Annotated in this window: 18 protein-coding genes; 9 read left to right on the top strand and 9 right to left on the bottom strand. The window is 70.3% G+C overall.

Annotated features, from left to right (window positions below; genetic code table 11):
• Positions 1–66 precede the first annotated feature (66 nt).
• Positions 67–1305: an ROK family transcriptional regulator gene (locus ABT063_RS07300; RefSeq protein ID WP_502990768.1), complete on the bottom strand. Its 1239-nt coding sequence runs from the start codon at positions 1303–1305 to the stop codon at positions 67–69.
• A 47-nt stretch (positions 1306–1352) separates the two neighbouring features.
• Here ABT063_RS07300 and ABT063_RS07295 point away from each other — a divergent pair, with 47 nt between their 5' ends.
• From ABT063_RS07295 to ABT063_RS07285, 3 genes are all read left to right on the top strand, one after another.
• Complete coding sequence (locus ABT063_RS07295; RefSeq protein ID WP_351056207.1) at positions 1353–2438, top strand: Gfo/Idh/MocA family protein; 1086 nt, start codon at positions 1353–1355, stop codon at positions 2436–2438.
• On the top strand, positions 2435–2938 hold the full coding sequence (locus ABT063_RS07290; protein WP_351056206.1) for a heme-degrading domain-containing protein: 504 nt from the start codon (positions 2435–2437) through the stop codon (positions 2936–2938). The genes ABT063_RS07295 and ABT063_RS07290 overlap by 4 nt, the downstream gene beginning before the upstream one ends.
• Before the next feature lie 132 nt (positions 2939–3070).
• Positions 3071–3937, top strand: a complete 867-nt coding sequence (locus tag ABT063_RS07285) for an LLM class F420-dependent oxidoreductase (RefSeq protein WP_351056205.1) — start codon at positions 3071–3073, stop codon at positions 3935–3937.
• A gap of 87 nt (positions 3938–4024) precedes the next feature.
• On the opposite strand, the gene ABT063_RS07280 is transcribed toward ABT063_RS07285, so the two are convergent.
• The 6 genes from ABT063_RS07280 to ABT063_RS07255 form a co-directional block, all read right to left on the bottom strand.
• Positions 4025–4882 (bottom strand): fumarylacetoacetate hydrolase family protein, encoded by an 858-nt coding sequence (locus tag ABT063_RS07280; RefSeq protein ID WP_351056204.1) that lies wholly within the window; start codon positions 4880–4882, stop codon positions 4025–4027.
• Between the two features lie 126 nt (positions 4883–5008).
• Positions 5009–5722, bottom strand: coding sequence for a YidC/Oxa1 family membrane protein insertase (locus ABT063_RS07275; protein ID WP_351056203.1), 714 nt, complete (start codon positions 5720–5722; stop codon positions 5009–5011).
• A gap of 86 nt (positions 5723–5808) precedes the next feature.
• On the bottom strand, positions 5809–6120 hold the full coding sequence (locus ABT063_RS07270) for a DUF6412 domain-containing protein (protein ID WP_351056457.1): 312 nt from the start codon (positions 6118–6120) through the stop codon (positions 5809–5811).
• Between the two features lie 107 nt (positions 6121–6227).
• Positions 6228–6875 (bottom strand): dihydrofolate reductase family protein, encoded by a 648-nt coding sequence (locus ABT063_RS07265; protein ID WP_351056202.1) that lies wholly within the window; start codon positions 6873–6875, stop codon positions 6228–6230.
• A 99-nt stretch (positions 6876–6974) separates the two neighbouring features.
• Entirely contained in the window at positions 6975–7763 is a 789-nt protein-coding gene (locus ABT063_RS07260; RefSeq protein WP_351056201.1) for a class E sortase, read from the bottom strand.
• Positions 7764–7934: 171 nt separating this feature from the next.
• The gene (locus tag ABT063_RS07255; RefSeq protein ID WP_351056200.1) at positions 7935–8546 is read right to left on the bottom strand and encodes a dihydrofolate reductase family protein; all 612 of its coding nucleotides are present in this window, start codon (positions 8544–8546) and stop codon (positions 7935–7937) included.
• A 261-nt stretch (positions 8547–8807) separates the two neighbouring features.
• Between ABT063_RS07255 and ABT063_RS07250 the strand changes: the two genes are divergently transcribed.
• The 6 genes from ABT063_RS07250 to ABT063_RS07225 all read left to right on the top strand — a co-directional run bounded on the left by ABT063_RS07250 (position 8808) and on the right by ABT063_RS07225 (position 16063).
• On the top strand, positions 8808–10280 hold the full coding sequence (locus ABT063_RS07250; protein ID WP_351056199.1) for a glycoside hydrolase: 1473 nt from the start codon (positions 8808–8810) through the stop codon (positions 10278–10280).
• Between the two features lie 133 nt (positions 10281–10413).
• Positions 10414–11613, top strand: a complete 1200-nt coding sequence (locus ABT063_RS07245) for an MFS transporter (protein WP_351056198.1) — start codon at positions 10414–10416, stop codon at positions 11611–11613.
• A gap of 37 nt (positions 11614–11650) precedes the next feature.
• Positions 11651–12670, top strand: coding sequence for an SEC-C domain-containing protein (locus tag ABT063_RS07240; protein WP_351056197.1), 1020 nt, complete (start codon positions 11651–11653; stop codon positions 12668–12670).
• Positions 12671–12954: 284 nt separating this feature from the next.
• Positions 12955–13353, top strand: a complete 399-nt coding sequence (locus tag ABT063_RS07235; protein ID WP_351056456.1) for a very short patch repair endonuclease — start codon at positions 12955–12957, stop codon at positions 13351–13353.
• Positions 13353–14324 carry a DNA cytosine methyltransferase gene (locus ABT063_RS07230; protein WP_351056196.1) on the top strand — a complete coding sequence of 324 codons (972 nt, stop codon included), beginning with the start codon at positions 13353–13355 and terminating at the stop codon, positions 14322–14324. Before ABT063_RS07235 ends, ABT063_RS07230 begins: the two co-directional genes overlap by 1 nt.
• Before the next feature lie 182 nt (positions 14325–14506).
• Entirely contained in the window at positions 14507–16063 is a 1557-nt protein-coding gene (locus tag ABT063_RS07225; protein ID WP_351056195.1) for a DNA cytosine methyltransferase, read from the top strand.
• Between the two features lie 10 nt (positions 16064–16073).
• Here the strand turns inward: ABT063_RS07225 and ABT063_RS07220 are convergent, their stop codons facing one another.
• Together ABT063_RS07220 and ABT063_RS07215 are read right to left on the bottom strand one after the other, a co-directional pair.
• The gene (locus ABT063_RS07220) at positions 16074–16952 is read right to left on the bottom strand and encodes a DUF6339 family protein (RefSeq protein ID WP_351056194.1); all 879 of its coding nucleotides are present in this window, start codon (positions 16950–16952) and stop codon (positions 16074–16076) included.
• A gap of 2 nt (positions 16953–16954) precedes the next feature.
• Complete coding sequence (locus tag ABT063_RS07215) at positions 16955–17944, bottom strand: hypothetical protein (RefSeq protein ID WP_351056193.1); 990 nt, start codon at positions 17942–17944, stop codon at positions 16955–16957.
• Position 17945: the final 1 nt, after the last annotated feature.

Raw genomic sequence — 17945 nt, 5'->3', positions numbered from 1 at the left:
GGACGGCCGGTGTCGCGCCTGAGCCCGGCTGCCTGAGCCTTGGACGCCGGGGGCGCGCCTGGCCGGTCAGCCGTCCGCCCGTCCGAACAACGGCCCCAGCAGCAACTGGGCCGCTCCCTCCGCGACCCCGCGCTCCCCGCCGGGCGCGACCCGCACCGGCACGGCACCCGCCCCCCGGGCACGCTCGTCCAGGACGGCGGCGACCCCTCGTACGAACGCCTCCGGCGCGGCGGCGACCGTACGACCGCCGAGGAGTACGAGGTCGATGTCGAGCAGCCCGACGAGGTTCGCGGCACCGGCGCCGAGCACCCGCGCGGCCTCGCCGATCTCGCCCCGGGCGACCGCGCCCAGACACAGCGCCTCGACGCAGCCGCGGTTCCCGCAGCCGCAGCGGGGCCCGTCCAGCTGGATGACCTGATGCCCGAACTCCCCCGCGCCGGTCCGGGCACCCCGGTGCACGGCCCCACCGATCACGAGCCCGGCACCGAGCCCCGTACCGAGGTGCAGATAGGCGAAGGACCGGCCCGCCCCGCCGACGGCCAGCCCGAGCGCCGCCGCGTTGGTGTCCTTGTCCACGACGACCGGCACCCCGAGCCGTCGCGCCAAGGCGTCCCGCAACGGAAACCCGTCCCACTCGGGAAACCCGGTGACCCGGTGCAGGACGCCCCGGGCGTGATCGAGAGGGCCGGGAAGGGCGACGCCGACACCGACAAGGGAGCCGACTGCGACGAGGGACGACGCGGCGAGCGGGGAGTCCGGCGTGGTGGGCCCTGCGGGCACCGCACCACCGGAGTCGCCCCCGGCCGCGCCGACCGGTCCCTCGCCCGTCGGCCGCAGCGCCTCCGGCCTCGGCCCCCCGTTCCTCGGCCCCAGCGCCTCCGCCGCCATCCCCTCCGCCTCCCGCGCCACCGCCGCCACCACGGCCTGGGCGCCCGCGCCGAGGTCCAGCGGGGTACGCCGCTCCCCCACCACCATCCCGTTCAGGTCGACCAGGACCGCTCGCAGTTCGTCCCGGTCCAGATGTACGCCCACCGCATGCCCCGCCCCCGGCACCAGCCGCAGGACCGTGCGCGGCTTGCCGCCGGTCGACGCGCGCCGGCCCGCCTCCGCCGCCAGGCCCTCCTCCCGCAGCCGGGCGGTGATCTTGCTGACCGCCTGGGGGGTGAGGCCGGTGCGGTCGGCGAGTTCGAGGCGGCTGATGCCCTCCGGGCCGGCCGTGCGCAGCAGGTCGAGCACCAGCGCGGTGTTGTGGCTGCGCAGGGCGAGCAGATTGGCGCCGCCGTTCGTCCTGTTCACGCCAGCCATTCTCCCTCGTACTTGCACTTTGGCAACAGCGTTGCGAAAGTAGGGTCATGACAGGTACGACTGGTACTCCCGGCACCCCTCTCCGCGTGGGCCTCGTCGGCTACGGCCTCGCCGGCTCCGTCTTCCACGCCCCGCTGATCACCGCCACCGAGGGCCTCGCCCTCCACACGGTGGTCACCTCGAACCCCGAGCGGCAGGAGCAGGCCCGCGCCGAGTTCCCGGACGTGCGCGTGGCCGCCGGTCCGGACGAGCTGTTCGACCGGGCCGGCGACCTGGACCTGATCGTCATCGCGTCCCCGAACAAGACACACGTCCCGCTCGCCACCGCCGCCCTGAAGGCCGGCCTGCCCGTCGTCGTGGACAAGCCCGTCGCCGGCTCGGCCGCCGAGGCACGCGAGCTGGCCGCCCTGGCCGAGGAGCGCGGCCTGCTTGTCTCCGTCTTCCAGAACCGCCGCTGGGACAACGACTTCCTGACCCTCCGCAAGCTCGTCGCCGACGGCGAGCTGGGCGACGTATGGCGCTTCGAGTCCCGCTTCGAGCGGTGGCGCCCGCAGACGAAGGGCGGCTGGCGGGAGTCCGGCGACCCCGCAGAGATCGGAGGTCTGCTGTACGACCTCGGCAGCCATGTCGTCGACCAGGCACTGGCCCTCTTGGGCCCGGCCGCCTCCGTGTACGCCGAGTCGGACATCCGCCGCCCCGGCGCGGAGACCGACGACGACACCTTCATCGCGCTCACGCACGCGAACGGCGTCCGCTCCCACCTGTACGTCTCCGCCACGGCCGCTCAGCTCGGCCCGCGCTTCCGGGTGCTGGGCTCGAAGGCGGGCTACGTCAAGTACGGCCTCGACCCGCAGGAGGCGGCGCTGCGGGAGGGCCTTCGGCCGGGCCTCGGCTGGGGCGCCGAACCCGAGTCGCTGTGGGGCCGCGTGGGTTCCGGGGAGTCCCCCCTGACCGGCGGCGGCCGCCCCGAACCGACCCTTCCGGGCGACTACCCCGCTTACTATGCGGCCGTGGCGAAAGCCCTGCTGGACGGCGGTCCCAACCCGGTGACCGCACTGGAGGCGGCATCCGCCCTCGACGTACTCGAGGCGGCTCGCCGTTCGGCCCGCGAAGGAAGGGTGGTAGCACTGTGACCCACAACCAGGAGCTCACCCCGAAGTTCCACCCGGAACTCACCCCCAGACTGGAGGAGTTGGAGGCGCAGGAACGCCGCCTGGTCTTCCGCCAGTTCACCCACGACGACGCCTGGGCCCTGGGCTCCCTCCTCGTCGACCTGGCCCGCGAACGCCAGGCCCCCGTCGCCATCGACATCCACCGCGCCGGCCAGCAGCTCTTCCACGCGGCACTGCCCGGCTCGGCTCCCGACAACGACGCCTGGATCGCCCGCAAGCGCCGGGTGGTGGAACGCTACGGCGCCGCCTCCTACCTGGTCGGCGCCCGCTTCCGCGCCAAGGGCACGACGTTCGAGGACTCCTCGCGCCTGGACCCGGACCTGTACGCGGCCCACGGCGGCTCCTTCCCGATCAACGTGGAGGGCGTCGGCGTGATCGGCGCGGTCACGGTGTCCGGGCTGCCGCAACTGGATGACCACCGTTTCGTGGTGGAGGCGCTGGAGCAGTTCCTGGGTCACTGACTCGCCTGTGGCTGAGTCTCTGACCGGCTCTCACCGGCTCTCACTGACTCTCACTGGCTTTGAGGGAAGATCCCAAGGCTCCCTCCGGTTGGCACCCTTGTACAGCACACCGACCGGAGGGACCGCACACCCATGAGTGACGCCTTGAAGGACGCCGTCGGCCGGTACGGCATCTGGAGCGTAGGCCTGCGCTCGGAGGACCCGGCGCGGCAGGGCGAACTCGCCGAGGCGACAGCCGAGTTGGAGCAGCTCGGCTACGGCGCTGTCTGGCTGGGCGGCAACAGCTCCGCCCGTAACGCCGTACCGCTGATCGAGGCGACCTCGACGCTCACCGTCGGCACCAGCATCCAGAGCATCTGGCAGCACGAGCCCAGCGACAGCGCGGCGGCCTTCGCCGACCTGGATGCGGCCCACCCCGGCCGCTTCGTCCTGGGCATCGGGGTCAGCCACGCCAAGATGGCGGACCAGTACCGCCGCCCCTACTCGGCCCTGGTCGCCCATCTCGACGGCCTGGACGCGGCGGGCGTACCGGCGGACCGCCGGCTCCTGGCGGCCCTCGGCCCGAAGAGCCTGAAGCTCGCGCGCGACCGCGCCGCCGGTTCGATCCCGTACCTGGTCACCGCCGAGCACACGGCCCAGGCTCGTGAGGCCTTGGGCGAAGCGCCGCTGCTGGCCCCCGAGTTGATGGTCGTCCTGGAAACGGACCCGACCCGGGCCCGCACCCTGGCCCGCGAGAGCCTGGCCGTGTACCTGGGCCTCCCGAACTACACCAACAACTTCCTCCGCCTCGGCTTCACGGAAGCCGACCTCGAGGACGGCGGCAGCGACCGCCTGATCGACGCGCTGTTCGCCTGGGGCGACGAGTCGTCGATCCGCGCCCGCATCGACACGTTCCTGGAGGCGGGAGCGGACCACGTGGCGCTGCAGGTGGTGGACGGAGAGCCGCGCGACACGCTCCCGCGCGAGGCATGGCGCAGGCTGGCCTCTCTACTGGCGTGAGGTGATTGGCCTTTTTAGGGGCGCGGGGAACTGCGCGAGCAACCACGGACCACCCGCGGTCGCCAAACAACCGCAGTCCCCCACCCCTTAGGCGTCCTTGAACTCCTGCCTCTGCCGACCAAGCCCCTCGATCTCCAGCTCAACCACATCCCCCGCCCGCAAATACGGCTTGGGCTCAGGCTCCCCGAGCGCAACCCCCGCCGGCGTCCCCGTATTGATCACGTCACCGGGGTACAGCGTCATGAACTGACTGACGTACCGCACGACCTCCCCCACCGGAAAGATCTGCTCGGCCGTCGTCCCGTCCTGCTTCAACTCCCCGTTGACCCACAGCTTCAGCCACAGATCCTGCGGATCGCCCACCTCGTCCGCCGTCACCAACCACGGCCCCAGCGGATTGAACGTCTCGCAGTTCTTTCCCTTGTCCCAGGTCCCGCCCCGCTCGATCTGGAACTCCCGCTCGGACACGTCGTGCGCCACCGCGTACCCGGCGACAGATCCGAGCGCCTCCTCCACCGACTCCGCATACCGAGCCGTACGCCCGATGACGACCGCCAGCTCGACCTCCCAGTCGGTCTTCACGGATCCCCGAGGAACCAGCACCGTGTCGTGAGGCCCGACCACCGTGTCCGCGGCCTTGAAGAAGATCACCGGCTCGGCGGGCGGCTCGGCCCCGGTCTCCCGCGCGTGGTCGTGGTAGTTGAGCCCGATGCACACGATCTTGCCGATCCGGGCAAGGGGAGGCCCGACCCGCAGCCCCGCCGCGTCCAGGGCGGGCAGCGAACCCGCCTCGGCGGCGGCGCGGATCCGGCCGAGCGCGTCGTCGTCGGCGAGCAGCGGTCCGTCGATGTCCGGGACGAGGCCGGAGAGGTCCCGCAGGGTCCCCTCGGCGTCGAGCAGCGCGGGCCGCTCCGATCCCGCCGTACCGACTCGCAGCAGCTTCATGATCACAATCTCCCTCGATCGCGGGGCGCCCGACCGATGGGTGCAGCCATCGGAGGACTGGTCGATCCTCCAAGCTGGGCGTCCAGTCCGCAAGAGCCCGTTCACGGACTGGACCGCCCCAGCGTCCTACCGGTACAGCGCGGCCCGCTCCACGGCACTCCACGTCGTACTGGTCACCACGTACAGCGCGGCGGCCAGCGGTACGACGGCCACGGTGACGAGCGTGAAGAAGGACATGAACGGCATGACCTTGCTGACCGCCCCCATCCCGGGCACCTGCTCCCCGTCGGCCGCGGGAAGCGGACTGTTGGTGGCCATCATCAGCTTCGTACGGCGGTAGTTGAAGGCGGCCACCGCGGCGACAACGGCGAACAGCCCGACGTACACGAGCCCCGCCGCCCCGAACATCCCGCCCTCGCCCAGCGCGTCCGCCCAGCGGTCGCCGAGGGGCGCGGCGAACAGCTGATGGGTGAGCAGTTCATTGGCCTGCCCGCCGATCGTCGTGTTCGAGAACAGGTGGTAGAGGAGGAAGAACGCGGGCAGCTGGAACACGCTGGGCAGACAGCCGGACAGCGGGGAGACCTTCTCCTCTGCGTGCAGTTCCAGTACGGCCTTCTGCAGCTTCTCGGGGTTCTTCTGGTGCTTCTTCCGCAGCTCGGCGATCTTCGGCTGCAGCGCGGTCCGCGCCTTCTGCCCGCGCGCGGCCGCTCGGGACAGGGGGTGCACGAGCAGCCGTACGAACGCGGTGAACAGGACGATCGCGGCGGCCGCCGCGGTGGCGCCGAAGAGTGGCTGGAGCAGGTCGGCCAGGTGCTGGACCAGGTCGGCGAAAACGGACATGGGTGAGCCCTCCGGGGGTCTCGTCGTGCCGGAAGTGGTGAAGGCGGCATGACGACCCGCGCGGGGTCAGGCTTGGGGAGCGTGCCCTACGCGGCGGTCGCCGGGAGGGCGTGTCCGGGCGCTCGGGGCCGGGTGCGCCCCTTGGCGTCGGGGTCGCGTTGGGGCAGGAACGCCGTACGGCGGTCGCGGTCGCGGATGGCCGTACGCACCCGGGTGGGCGGCACGGCGGGCGCGGCGCGCGAGGCGAGGAGCGAGCAGGCGGCGAACGCGGAGCTCGCCGCGGCGGTCGCGGCGAGCGCGACGGTGGCGGAGAGGCTGCCGGAGTCGAGCAGTACGACGTCGAGGAAGAGGAGCAGCAGTACGGCGGCGGGGCGCGGGTTGGCCCAGCGACGGATCACGACCACGCCCCTCCCCTCGTACGGCTGTTCGTCCTGCCCTCGGTTATACCTGATCGGTTTCGACGGGCCGCAGGAGCTATGAGGACGTCCTCGACCGGAGAGGCGGTTCAGAGACCCACTCGGGTGAACGTCACATGCGTGACTCCGCTGGGCGAGGAGGTGGCCTCGACCTCGTAGTCCTTCTCGAGGCCCTCCAGTCCGTCCCAGAGGAGTACGCCTCGTCCGAGCAGGATCGGGACCACCACGATGTGCATGTGGTCGATGAGCCCGGCGGCGAAGAAGTCCCGGATCACGGTGGGGCCCCCGCCGATGCGTACGTCCTGACCGCGCGCGGCCTCGCGGGCCGTCTCGAGCGCCTCGGCGGGCGAAGCGTCGAGGAAGTGGAACGTCGTGCCGCCCTCCATCTCGATCGACGGGCGCGGGTGATGGGTGAGGATGAAGGTCGGTGTGTGGAATGGCGGGTTGGGCCCCCACCACCCCTTCCACTCCGGGTCCTCGTGCCATCCGGGCGGGCCGAACTTCCCAGCGCCCATGATCTCGGCGCCGATCCCGGGCGTGATCTGCCGCCCGAAGGCGTCGTCGATGCCGCGGGTCCCGCCGGGCCTGCCGGCCAGCTGGTGCCAGAACCGGGTGGTGAACATCCACTCGTGCAGCCCCTCGCCGGCGTGGCCGAACGGCGCGTCACGGCTCTGACCCTCACCGGTGCCGAAGCCGTCGAGCGAGATGGAGAAGTTGTGGACGCGGGCGAGTGACATGGCTGGCGACTCCTTTTCCTCTGCTGGTCGAGCTTCGTCGGATCAGCTCGGTTAATTTATGCCGGTCCGGCCGGTGCCGAGGTGGGCGACACGTTCGCCTCAGCGGGGCCGCACGGAGGCGAGCCTGCCCCAGACCACCAGCCGGTACTTGGACGTGTACTCCGGCGTGCAGGTGGTCAGGGTGAGGTAGTGGCCCGGGTCGGTGTAGCCGTAGGCCGGCCTGGCGGTGGAACGCGGGACCGGGTGGATGACGCTCGCGTCGTGGGCCGAGGTCTGCGGCAGGGTCTTGTCGACGGTGTACGTGTACGTCGCGCTCTCGGTCTCGACCCGGATGGTGTCCCGGGGTACGAGCCGGTTGATGTACCGGAACGGCTCCCCGTGGCTGTTGCGGTGCCCGGCGAGGGCGAAGTTCCCGGTCTGGCCGGGTTGCTGGGTGCCGGGGTAGTGGCCGACGTAGCCCTTGTTGAGGACGTTCCGCTTGCTGGTGCCCTCGGCGACGGGAATGCGGAGGTGGAGGCGGGGGATGGTGAGGATGGCGTAGGCCTGGGACCAGCGGGGCGATGAGGGCCGGGCGTCGGCGGCGGGCGGCTGTCGGGGGGCGGCGGGCTGTTCGGAGGCGGGGTCGGGGGACGGAGGCGTGGTGGCCGCCGTAGCCGTCGTATCCGACGGACGGTTGTCGTGCTCCCCCTCGGCCCACGACCGCTCCAGCGCCTCCACCTCCCGCTCGGCGCCTTCCCGGGCCTCCCGGTTGGTCCACCACAGCTGATGCACGACGAGCAGCAGCAGCACGACCCCGACGGTGACCAGGACCTCGCCCCCGGCCCACAGCGCCCGCCGGCGCAGGGCACGCCGCCGCCGTATGCCGTGATGCACGACGTGAAGCCGCATGCGTACGCCTCCTCGACCGGGGCCGCCCGCACGATAAGGGGCGGGCCTTCAAGTCACCAGGCCTGTACGCGGTTCAGCCCCCGCCGCCGAGATACGTGATCGCCGGGCGAGGAATTCTGGGCTCCACCGGCGATCACCCGCGCGTCGTCGGGGTCGGTTCGGCACGGAGGCCTACGCGTCGGCCCCGTACGTCCCGTACTCCGGGCGTCCCGTCGATGCGTAGACGTGGACGGCCAGTCCGCCCGGCGTCGTCTCGTTGCGGAGCAGGCGCAGGCCGGCCGGGGCGCCGCCGTCCGGAAACAGGCGTCGGCCGGTGCCGACGACCACCGGGGCGATCACGAGGCGCAGCTCGTCGATCAGGCCGGCGGCCAGCAGGGACTGGGCCAGTCGGCCGCTGCCGTGAATCTGCAGCTCACGGCCGGGCTGCCGCTTCAGTTCGGCGACCTGGGCGGGGATGTCGCCGGAGAGGATCGTGCTCGGGTTCCACTCGGCCCTGGTCAGGGTGTGGGAGGCCACGTACTTCGGCAGGCTGTTCATGATGGCGCCGAAGGGGTGGTCGGTCATCTTCGGCCAGTCCCGCGCGAAGTTCACGTAGGTACGGCGTCCGAACAGGAGCGCGTCCGCCTGGCCGAGCCAGGTGCCGGCCAGCCGCTCGAACTCCTCGTCCAGGTGCGGCACGAACCAGCCGCCCCGGGTGAACCCGTCGCTGGTGTCCTCGTCCGGGGACCCCGGGCCCTGGTAGACACCGTCCAGCGTCAGGAACTGCGTGAGTGCCAGCTTCATCGCGCACCACTTCTCTCTCGGCAGGGGACGTGTCCCGTCCCTCCCCCGTAGACAGTGTGCCGCGCGAAAACTCATCGGTCGCCGTAGAAGATCGCAGCCGCGCGTCCGAAATCCCGGACTTCCTCCACAGGTTTTAGAAAGGGCTGTCAGAACCCTCGACAACCCCGCACACCACCCCCGATGCTTCGTCCTGGCATGAGCGGGACAGGCCACGGCGCCGGTTCAGGGACCGGTGTCGATCGACTCGGAGCCGGAGTAGCCATGATCCGACGCAGAACCCTGCTGACCGCGGCAGGCGGAACGTTCCTCGGCAGCGCCCTGGCGACGGGCACCGCACACGCGGACGCCACGATCGCCGTCAATCCCGGGACGTCGTACGGCACTTGGGAGGGCTGGGGTACGTCCCTGGCCTGGTGGGCCAACGTCTTCGGCGCCCGGGACGACTTCGCGGACATCTTCTTCACCACCAAGTCGGTGTCGTACAACGGCACGACGCTCCCCGGTCTCGGCCTCAACATCGCCCGCTACAACCTGGGCGCGTGCAGCTGGAACTCCGTCGGCGGCGCGTCGATGGTCGAATCGCCCAACATCCCCGCCTTCAAGCAGATCGAGGGCTTCTGGCAGGACTGGAACAACGAGGACCCCGCCTCCTCGGCCTGGGACTGGACGGCGGACGCCAACCAGCGGGCGATGCTGGTGAAGGCGACGCAGCGGGGCGCGGTGAGCGAGCTCTTCGCCAACTCCCCCATGTGGTGGATGTGCCTCAACCACAACCCCTCCGGCGCGGCGAACGGCGGCAACAACCTCCAGTCCTGGAACTACCGCCAGCACGCCTCCCACCTGGCCGCGACCGCCCTGCGCGCGAAGAACAACTGGGGCGTGAACTTCGCGACGGTCGACCCCTTCAACGAGCCGGCCGCCGGCTGGTGGACCGCCACCGGCACCCAGGAGGGCTGCCACATGGACCCCGCGGTCCAGGCGGCCGTACTCCCCCACATGCGCGGCGAGTTGGACAAGCGTGGCCTGACGGGTCTGCGCATCGCCGCGTCCGACGAGACGAACTACGACACGGCCCGCTCGACCTGGAGCTCCTTCGGATCATCGACGAAGGCCCTGGTCAGCCAGGTCAACGTGCACGGCTACCAGGGCTCGGGCGGCCGCAGGGACCTGCTCTACACGGACGTGGTGACGAACTCCGGCAAGAAGCTGTGGAACTCGGAGACCGGCGACAGCGACGGCACCGGCCTCACCATGGCGCAGAACCTCTGCTACGACTTCCGCTGGCTGCACCCGACGGCCTGGTGCTACTGGCAGGTCATGGACCCGTCGACGGGCTGGGCGATGATCGCGTACGACGCCAACACTCTGCAGCCGACGACGATCCAGACGAAGTACTACGTCATGGCACAGTTCAGCCGCCACATCCGCCCGGGCATGCGGATCCTCGACACGGGCGTGAGCTACGCGGCGGCGGGCTACGACGCGGCGGCGAGGCGCCTGGTGATCGTGGCCGTGAACACCTCCACCTCCGCCCAGACCCTCACCTTCGATCTCTCCCGCTTCGCGACGGTGGCGGGCGGCTCGGGCGGCCTGGTCCCGCGCTGGAACACGGTCACGACGGGCGGCGACAGGTACCGGTCGTACTCGGACACGCGGCTGAGCGGGAAGTCGGTGAGCGTGCCGTTCGCGGCGAAGGCGGTGCAGACCTTGCAGATCGACGGGGTGGTGATCTGATCTGACGAGCGGCGGCAGGCCCTACGGCACACCCGGCGGTACGCGCGACGCCATTCCCGGCGCCACACGGGACGGCAGAGGCGACGGCACACGGGAGGGCGGGGGCGACGGCACACCCGGTGGGGCACGACGGATGCCCGCCGGGCTGGTCGCGCTCGCCCTCGGCGGTTTCGGGATAGGCCTGACCGAGTTCGTCATCGCCGGGCTGCTCCCGCAGGTGAGCCGGAGCCTGGCCGTGTCCGAAGTCGCGGCCGGGTGGCTGATCTCCGGGTACGCGCTGACCGTCGCCGTCGGCGCGATCGCGGTGACCGCCGCCACCGCCCGCCTGCCCCGCAAGCCGGTCCTCGTCGGGCTGGTGGTGCTGTTCGTCATCGGCAACCTCCTGTCCGCCGTCGCACCCAACTACCCGGTGATGCTGCTCGGCCGCGTGGTCGCCGCACTGTGCCACGGCACGTTCTTCGGCCTGGGCTCGCTCGTCGCCCGCCGCCTGGTCCCTCCGGAGCGGGCGTCGAGAGCGGTGGCGGTGATGTTCGCCGGCCTGACGGTCTCGAACGTGCTGGGCGTGCCGTTCGGCGCCCTGGTCGGCGAACGCTGGGGCTGGCGGGCCACGTTCTGGGCGATCACCGGCATCGGCGTCCTGGCCGCGGTCGCCATCGCGGCGCTGGTACCGGCCTGGGCGGGCAAGGTGCCCGCCGGTGGCCGGGCGGACGGCCTCCGCGCCCAGGTGAGCGCCTTCCGCTCCACGCAGGTGTGGCTGACCCTGGCCGCCACCGCCCTCGGCTACGGCGGGATGTTCGGCGCGTTCAGCTACCTCGCCTACACCTTCACCGAGGTCACCGGCTTCTCCAGTACGGACGTCGCCTGGCTGCTCGTCGTGTACGGCAGCGGCCTGGTCGCCGGGAACATGGCCGGCGGACGGGGCGCCGACCACAACCGCGATCTGACCCTGATCGTCTCCCTGGCCGGTCTCACCGCCACGCTTGTCGCGTTCGGCCTGCTGGCGAGCAGCCCCGCGGCCTCCGTAGTGCTGGTCTTCCTGACGGGCGTGTTCGGCTTCGCGAGCGTCCCCGGCATGATCACCCGCGTGACGGACCACGCTCACGGCGTCCCCCTAGCCGCCGGCGCCAACGTCTCCGCGTCCAACATCGGCAACGCCCTCGGCGCCTGGCTCGGCGGCCTCGCCATCAGCGCGGGCCTCGGCTACACGGCTCCGCTGTACGTCGGAGCGGGCATCGTCCTGCTGGGCCTGGCGGTGATGACGTACGCGGCGCTGCGGGAGGCACATCCCTCTCCGGACTCCGCACGGTCTCTCGACCGCAAGGCCTCGATGTGACCGTTTCTTTGTCGGTGGTCGGCAGTACGGTGATCCCATGCGCCCCGACACGCCTGCCGAGAACGTCGACCACCCCGCCGAAGCGGCACGCCTGGAGCGGACCGCCGGCCTGTACCCCGAGGACGCGGAAGCTCTGCTGCTGCAGGCCGCGGCCCACCTGGAACTGGCCGGCGACCGCCCCGCCGCGACCAAGCTCTACGACCGCCTGCTGTCATCGTCCGACGGCCTGGAGCACGTACATCTGGTACGCGCCTTGAAGGCGTCGAACCTCTGGGAGTACGGCCACGAGGCGGAGGCCCGGGCCATCATCGACGGCGTCCGAGCGGCGTCCCCCCGCGACCCGGCCCCCTGGGTGATCGTGGCGGAGGCCCTGGAGTCGCACGACGAGCTGGAGGCGGCGCAGGAGACGTTCACGGAGGGGGCGCGGCTGCTCCTGACAGATGTGACGGAACCCCCGTATTCGACACATCCGCTGCTCTTCGGCCGCCACAGGGTACGGCGCATGCTGGGCGCCACCCACGACGACTGGGACATCCTCGCCGACACGCTCCACTCCTCCCCCGTCTCCCTGGACGAGCTGCACGACCCGAAGCGCGTGTGGTCCCTCGGCTCGAACAACCCGGCGGAGCTTGCGGCGGAAATCTCGCGGCTGCGGGCCGAGCTGGGGACGTACCGGGAGGCCTTGTCCCGCCCCTTCCCGGTGGCGGTACTGCACTGGCCGGCGGATGAGCTGGCGGAGCTGGTGTCCTCTTATCCGGCCCTCGCTGCGGAGTACCCCTCGCATGAGGAGCATCTGGGGACGATAGAGGGGGCGCTGCGGGAGCTGGCGGCTTCTGGGACGCCGAACCTGGGGATTGTGACGGGGACGGTGCCGTCTTATGAGGCGTTCGCGGCTTCGGAGGGGGCTTCGCCGGGGGATGTGTCGTTGTTGCCGCAGTATGCGACGACGTTGGCGGCTCGGGGGCGGGCTGTGGGGTGGCCGCCACAGAGAGGGGCCGCTTGTTGGTGTGGTTCGGGCACCTCCTACATGGCCTGCCACGGGTGCCCGGAGGCCTGAAGGACCGCCACCCGTCCGACACTCTGATGCTGTTGGGCTCGCCCCCGTGATGGAATCGACACCACAGCCGTAGTCCCACGTCTCGATTCGACCCGCGCGGCTCGTGATGGTGTTCGGTCTCACCACGCCCACCTCGTCCAGGCGGCCGGGGCAGGCCCGGTGCGGCACCACGGATCGACCCGGGCCGGGCAGACTCGGCAGTCAGTCGAACGGACCGAGCCACGATCGTGAGGCAAGCCGTCTTGAGCACGATGAAGCCGTTGTCGCCCGCCGTCTCCGCACGTATGAGCAGACAAGCCAGCAAGGACACGGCCCCCGAGCTGGTGGTCCGTCGCCTGCTCCACGCAGCCGGGCTGCGCTACCGCGTGGAGTACCCGGTGCCGGGCATGGCCCGACGCCGGATCGACGTGGCCTTCACGTCGGTCAAGGTGGCCGTCATGATCGACGGGTGCTTCTGGCACGGCTGCCCTCAACACGCAACGCAGCCGAAGTCGAACGCAGAGTGGTGGCGGCGGAAGCTGGACCGCAACATGGCACGTGACGCGGAGACCACCGAGCACCTCGTTGCCGCCGGGTGGGAGGTTCTGCGGTTCTGGGAGCATGAAGCGCCGGAGGATGTGGCCCTGTGCGTCGCAGCGGCGGTGACGCGACGGAGGGCCCAACGGGGACGGGGGGCGAGTTGATGAGCGGGCTGACCTTTGTGGACGTGTGCTCGGGGGCGGGTGGGCTGGCCCTGGGACTGGAGCGGGCCGGCTTCGAGCCGACGCTGCTCCTGGACGAGGACGCTGATGCCTGCCGAACCCTACGGGCCAACCGACCGCACTGGAATGTGCTCCAAGGGAACCTTCTGGACCTCGACCCGAGCGAGAACCCGGAGAGCTACGACGTGGACCTGCTGTCCGCGGGACTGCCGCGGGTGAAGTCCAACGCCACGGCTGCCCGGGCCGAGTCGGGCGAGGAGGAGCGACTGCTGAAGGCCGCCGTCTACCTCGCCCACGCGGTCAGGCCTCGGGCCATGCTCCTAGAGAACGTGCCCGCCCTCGCGGACTCGGACAGGTTCCGCGACTTCCGCGAATTCGCCCACGCCGAACTGGAACATCTCGGTTACGAGTTCAGCTGGTTCGTCCTCAACGCCGCCGACTTCGGAGTGCCGCAAGACCGCAAGCAGGGCGTACTGGTGGCGCTCAAGAAGCGGTGGTTCTCGGCCTTTCGGTCGCCTTCCCCGACCGTGACGGATCACGTGTCAGCCGGCGAAGCTCTGGTGCCCTCCATGCGGTCGCGTGGCTGGAAGGACGCCGACCGATGGGCGGCCCATGCGGCCACCGTGGCTCCAACACTGGTCGGCGGGTCGAAGAATCGAGGTGGGGCGGACCTGGGGCCGGCCGGAACCAAGCGGAAGTGGGAGAAGCTGGGGGTGAACGCCCACTCTCTGGGCGACGAGATCCCAGGACCGGACTTCGTCTGGGCGCCGGAACTCGGCAAGGACTGCATGGTGCAGCTCACGGTGGACCAGACAGCCCTGCTCCAGAGCTTCCCGAAGGACTGGGCGATCACCGGAAAGAAGACAGCCCGCTACCGGCAGATCGGCCACGCCTCCCCGCCGCCGGTAGGCGAGGCGCTGGGCCTGGCCATCGCCCACGCGCTCCACTCCTGAACGAAGACTTTCTGGTCAGGGCAGAAATGGCGGGCTCACGAACAGCCGCGTGGTACGGGCGTACGCACGACTCCCCGCCGGCTACACTTGCACCTCATGACCTGAGCACATCGTGGCTGAGGCGTTCGGAGTACCCCACACGGGCAGTACGCACCTCGTAGCGCCGGCTACACTTCACGCCCATGAGCCACATCGAAAAGGAAGACTCCCCACCTGCGGGTTTCCGCATCCTGGACCTGTTTGCGGGCCCGGGTGGGCTGGATGTGGCAGCAGATGTACTGGGGCACCGGGTCACCGGCATCGAATGCGACACAGGAGCATGCGCCACCCGCAGTGCGGCGGGGATGGACACCTTCCAAGGCGATGTACGGGAGTACCGCGCAGCCCTCTTCCCGCATGCCCAGGTGCTGACCGGTGGACCTCCTTGCCAGACCTTCACCGTCGCCGGACACGGGGCAGGCCGCAGGGCGCTGGACGAGGTGGTCCAGTACATCGACCGTTTGCACCACGCCGTACGCCCCGAGAGCGGCCAGGAGTGGAGGCAGATCTTCCGAACCTGGCGAAACATCTCCGAGGAACTCAGACTGAGGGAGCTCGAGGCCAAGGAGGTCAGGGCCGAGAAGCGCCAGGTCGAGGAGCTCAGGGCCATGAAGCGCAAGGCCATGAGGAACCGACTGGAGCAGCGGGGGAACTCGACAGACGAAGTCAAGAAATTCCTGAAGCAACTCAAGACACCGCAGAATCTCGAGTTCCCGGATGACGAACTCAAGGTTTTACTCAAAGAGTTCAGCGAGCTGAACGACCAGCTGCACAAGCTGAAGGACAAACTCGAGGAGTTGGGCGACGAGCGGACGGGACTGGTCCTGCAGCCTCTATGGTGGGTGATCGAGCGGAGCAAACGGCCCGGCTTGGAGCCCTACGAAGCCGTCGTCCTGGAACAGGTGCCCGCGGTGATGCCGGTGTGGGAGAGGTACGCCGAGGTGCTCGCCTCCCTCGGATATCGGACCGGAACACAGATGATGCACACTGAGGCGTTCGGCGTTCCGCAGACCCGGCGGCGCGCGGTATTGATGGCTCGTCTCGGCCGGACCGGCCTCCGGAACCGGCCCAGCTCTGGTCGTCTCCCGAAGGTGCCCGAAACCCACGAGCGCTACCACCGGGTGGTCTCCCTCGCCCGGCCGGCAAAGGCAGGTCACGTGGACACCCTCCTCTTCGAGACCCCGGAGGAGGGTGCCAGGAAGGCTCCGAAGGCCTCCTGGGTCTCCATGGAGACGGCCCTCAAGAGGGCAAGGGGAATCGAGCCGGAGCTGCCCGATCGTCCGGCTTTCACCGTCATCTCGAACTACGGGACCGGTGGTGTCCCCGAGGCGCGCGGCCGACGCGACCACGACGCTCCTTCCGCCACGATCACCGGGAAGGTGTCACGGAACCGCGTGGTCCACAAGGGCACCGACAAGGACCTCACCCGCTTCACCCATGCCGAGGCAGGCGTGCTCCAGACGTTCCCCGTCGCATACCCCTGGAGGGGCAACGACGTGTCGCAGCAGATCGGCAACGCCGTGCCGCCCAGGCTCGCCCTGCACGTGCTGCGGCACGTACTCGAACCCGAGCTGAGCGGTGACGAGGCCGAGGCCAGGCTGGAGCAGGCCGCCGCCGACCTGGAGGCCTGGAAACCCGGCGAGCCGGTGGAGATCCGTCGGCACGGCGATTGGAAGGGGCACCCGCTCACAGGCAGGTGACCCCTCCTGCTCAGCCCTGAAGCGTCCGGCCCCTGACCGGGGCCGTCTCGAAGAGCTCAGCGAAGAAGTCGGTAAGTGCGGCCACCGACTCCTCCGGGACGGGCTCCTCGTCGGGGCCGGCCGGCAGGGAATGCCGCGGCACCGGGACCGCGGACTCGGCCTCCGCGACCCACTGGCGCAGCACCTCGGGATCACGCGGCTCGTCCGGGGCCAGCGCGTCGTAGACCAAGGTCGCGCCGGCGGCGTTGATCGCCGTCATGAGGCCTTCGATGTCACGCCCGGTACTGGCGACCCCGCGTTCCAAGATGCGTACCAGGGCCAGGGCCGTGGGACGGTGATCTATCAGACTCCGCTTCAGCGAGGAGTGGATCAGGTCCTGGTTGGCGCAGGCCGCCTCCACCGAGGAGTAGTCCTTGCCGTTACGGAACATCTCCGCCGTCCACCACAGGCGCGAGAAGCATTGGCGGTCGAGCGCGCCCTTGAAGCGGGCCGGGTTGATGCGCGGCTCACTCCGCCCCGGCGCGGACGCCGGAGGATGCCGCCAAGCAACGTAGTCCGGAGCGACGGCCAACGCGAGATGGTTCCAAAGCCTTCGGTCCGCGGCCTCCCTTCGGGTGATGCGGAGAGAAGCGTGCAGTCGGGGCGCCAGCCAAGCATCGGCCTGGGTCCGGTTGTCCCGGAACTCATGCATCGCGTCCTCCACGAGTTCCCTGAGCGGTTCGGCCTCCCACCGGGGATCGTCCTCCGGCAACGGTTCGACGACCTTGGCGAGATCGACACCTCCGTGGCCTTGGATCCCCTTGAGCAGATCCTCCGTAAGGAAGGGGTCGGCCGCCGTCGCCGACAGCAGGCCGAGCCGCTGAGGAATATGGTGCGGCTTCTCGATCATGCTCAGTCCCCCCGGTTCATCTGCTGGAGCCCGCGCAGGGCGTTGGCGAGTGCCTTGCTCGCCCCGGCGCGGCGTACGGCCGCGTAATGGATGCGGGTCTGAAGCTCCACCCACCCCGCGTCGCCGGTGCGCCGGCGGTGGACCTGACGGAGCGCCTCCTCAACGTGGACACCCGGCACCACGTCGGGGAGCATCTCCCGCAGCACTTCGCCCTGCCAGTCGGTGGGAAAGACCGGCGAGCCGTCGGGTTCGACCTCCAAGTCGCCCACGGAGCTGTGGAACACCGCGGTCCACACGTCGGTGGCCATCTGGGAGACGAGCATCTCGTGGACCTTGCTCTCGATGCCTCCGCTCTCGCCGCCGAGAAGATCGGAGAATCCCTCGATGTCGGTGTTGACCAGCACCGTCGGCAGCCTGCCCGAGGCGTCCACGATCCACGGCACGTCGGAGTAGGTGTGCAACCACTCCCGTGCGCTCTTCGAGAAACTCGTCTGCTTCACGTCGAGGCGCAGACCACCGAGTGGCTCCTCGGCGGCCACATCGACGGTCCAGTCGTCGTCGGTCTCGGCGATCGCCCGGCCGGGCACGTCGTCGACCGTGGCGACCGCATGGGCCGCGAGGGTGGCGCGGCCCACGTGATCGTCACGGAACACCTCGATGTCGCCGGACCACTCCTTGCTTCCCGGGGCGTCCTGCCGAAGGTCGACGGCAGTGCGCACATTGGTCTCACCGTCGGTGAGCACCGCAAGGACACGCAGTTCGCTCCACGGGGCATCGGGAGCGGTGGCGCCCGGCGGCAGAGTGACGGACAAGCCGATCCTGGCCGACACCCAGTCCTCGTGCTGCGCCACGCCCAGAGCCACGGTCCGCTGCTGGGTGGAGTACGCCGAGGTGTCCAGGTGGTCCCGAGAGCCGTCGGGGAGCCTGAGGGAAGCCGAGGTCACCCGGAGGGCGATCGGGCGGTTGAGCCGCTTGTACGGGTAGAACTTCATG

This window comes from Streptomyces sp. NPDC002838 (assembly GCF_040295365.1).
Lineage (GTDB): Bacteria > Actinomycetota > Actinomycetes > Streptomycetales > Streptomycetaceae > Streptomyces.
The sequence above is the reverse complement of the archived record's forward strand: the minus strand, read 5'-3'. Positions and strand labels throughout refer to the sequence as shown.